Below are 2500 nucleotides of genomic sequence, written 5' to 3' on the forward strand. Positions count from 1 at the left end.
TTTTTGGGTCGGCGGGTTTTTGTTCATCGTGTTTGGATTTTTACTAGGTCTGGCGGCGACTTACTCTCCCACGACTTAAGCCGCAGTACCATCAGCGCGACGGCACTTAACTTCCGGGTTCGGAATGGGACCGGGTGTTTTGCTCGTGCTATGACCACCAGACCGAGGAAAAATCCAACTTGAGAGATATCAATCAGTCCGCGTCAGTGACTTCTGATCGTTCCTGATTTCTACTGGAACGGATCAAGCCTATCGGGCCATTAGTACCGGTCAACTGAACACATTGCTGTGCTTACATCTCCGGCCTATCGACGTGGTGGTCTACCACGGCCCTCAGGGATACCTTGTTTTGAGGGGGGCTTCCCGCTTAGATGCCTTCAGCGGTTATCCTTTCCGATCATAGCTACCCAGCACTGCTATTGGCATAACAACTGGTCCACCAGTGGATCGTTCACCCCGGTCCTCTCGTACTAGGGGCAACTCCTCTCAAGTATCCTACACCCACGGCAGATAGGGACCGAACTGTCTCACGACGTTCTAAACCCAGCTCACGTACCTCTTTAAACGGCGAACAGCCGTACCCTTGGGACCTGCTCCAGCCCCAGGATGAGATGAGCCGACATCGAGGTGCCAAACACTGCCGTCGATATGGACTCTTGGGCAGTATCAGCCTGTTATCCCCGGCGTACCTTTTATCCGTTGAGCGATGGCCCTTCCACTCGGGACCACCGGATCACTATGGCCGTCTTTCGACTCTGCTCGACTTGTCAGTCTCGCAGTCAGGCTGGCTTCTGCCATTGCACTCAACGAGCGATTTCCGACCGCTCTGAGCCAACCTTCGCGCGCCTCCGTTACGCTTTAGGAGGCGACCGCCCCAGTCAAACTACCCGCCACACAGGGTCCCGGAACCCGATAAGGGATCGCGGTTAGACATCAAGCAGAACAAGGGTGGTATCTCAAGGATGACTCCACAGGAACTGGCGTCCCTGCTTCGAAGTCTACCACCTATCCTGCACATGTTGTGCCTGATGCCAGTGTGAAGCTGTAGTAAAGGTGCACGGGGTCTTTCCGTCTAACCGCGGGAAGCCTGCATCTTGACAGGCAATTCAATTTCGCTGAGTCGATGTTGGAGACAGCGGGGAAGTCGTTACGCCATTCGTGCAGGTCGGAACTTACCCGACAAGGAATTTCGCTACCTTAGGACCGTTATAGTTACGGCCGCCGTTTACCTGGGCTTCAATTCGGAGCTTGCACCCCTCCTTTTAACCTTCAGGCACCGGGCAGGCGTCAGACCCTATACGTCGTCTTGCGACTTCGCAGAGCCCTGTGTTTTTAGTAAACAGTCGCCACCCCCTGGTTTGTGCCCCCGGATCCAAGTTGCCTTGAACCCGGGCCTCCTTCTCGCGAACTTACGGAGGTATTTTGCCGAGTTCCTTCAACATCGTTCTCTCAAGCGCCTTGGTATTCTCTACCAGTCCACCTGTGTCGGTTTAGGGTACGGTCTCATGTGGGGCTATTTCCTGGGACTGATTAGCGGCCCACCCAATCCGATAAGGGTGAACAACCTTCACAATCCGTCACATCCCACTGGCCCAGGAATATTAACCTGGTTCCCATCGCCTACGCCTTTCGGCCTCGGCTTAGGGGCCGGCTTACCCTGCTCAGATTAGCTTTAAGCAGGAACCCTTGGACTTTCGGCGAGAGTGTCTCTCACACTCTTTGTCGCTACTCATGTCATCATTCTCGCTAGTGATCTCTCCACCGGATCCCTCACAGGCCGGCTTCACAGAAAGCTTCGAGCCTTCAATACCTTCCGGAGAAGGTGAAGAAGGCATGAAGCTATGTCACACTACGCTCCGCTACCACTGCATACGCAGTCCTCAGCTTCGGCTCATGGCTTGAGCCCCGTTACATCTTCGCCGCAGGACAACTTGATTAGACCAGTGAGCTGTTACGCTATCTTTAAAGGATGGCTGCTTCTAAGCCAACCTCCTGGTTGTTTTGGTCGTCCCACCTGCTTTCCCACTTAGCCATGAATTGGGGGCCTTAGCTGGAGGTCAGGGTTGTTTCCCTCTCCACTACGGGCGTTAGCACCCGCAGTGTGTCTGCCATCTAGTACTCCCGGGTATTCGGAGTTTGGTTAGGATCAGTAAGCCTGTGGGGCCCCATTACCCATCCAGTGCTCTACCCCCCGGGGTATTCGGATGACGCTCTACCTAAATAGATTTCGCGGAGAACCAGCTATCTCCGAGTTTGATTGGCCTTTCACCCCTAGGCACAACTCATCCCGACCTTTTTCAACAGGTGTGGGTTCGGACCTCCAGTACGTGTTACCGTACCTTCATCCTGGTCATGCCTAGATCACTCGGTTTCGGGTCTGATCCCACGAACTCGACGCCCTATTAAGACTCGCTTTCGCTGCGCCTACACCTATCGGCTTAAGCTTGCTCGTGAGACCAAGTCGATGACCCATTATACAAAAGGTACGCCGTCAGCTCTC

2 rRNA genes (1 of these 2 cut by a window edge) are annotated in these 2500 nt (G+C 54.3%); both read right to left on the bottom strand.

Features of this window, described 5'->3' with window-relative positions:
• Positions 1-47: 47 nt before the first annotated feature.
• Positions 48-162, bottom strand: a 5S ribosomal RNA gene (gene rrf, locus CVM50_RS09185).
• Positions 163-239: 77 nt separating this feature from the next.
• Positions 240-2500 (bottom strand): 23S ribosomal RNA (locus tag CVM50_RS09190) (it continues 572 nt past the right edge of the window).

This window comes from Pseudooceanicola marinus (genome assembly GCF_002786295.1).
Taxonomy (GTDB): domain Bacteria; phylum Pseudomonadota; class Alphaproteobacteria; order Rhodobacterales; family Rhodobacteraceae; genus Pseudooceanicola; species Pseudooceanicola marinus.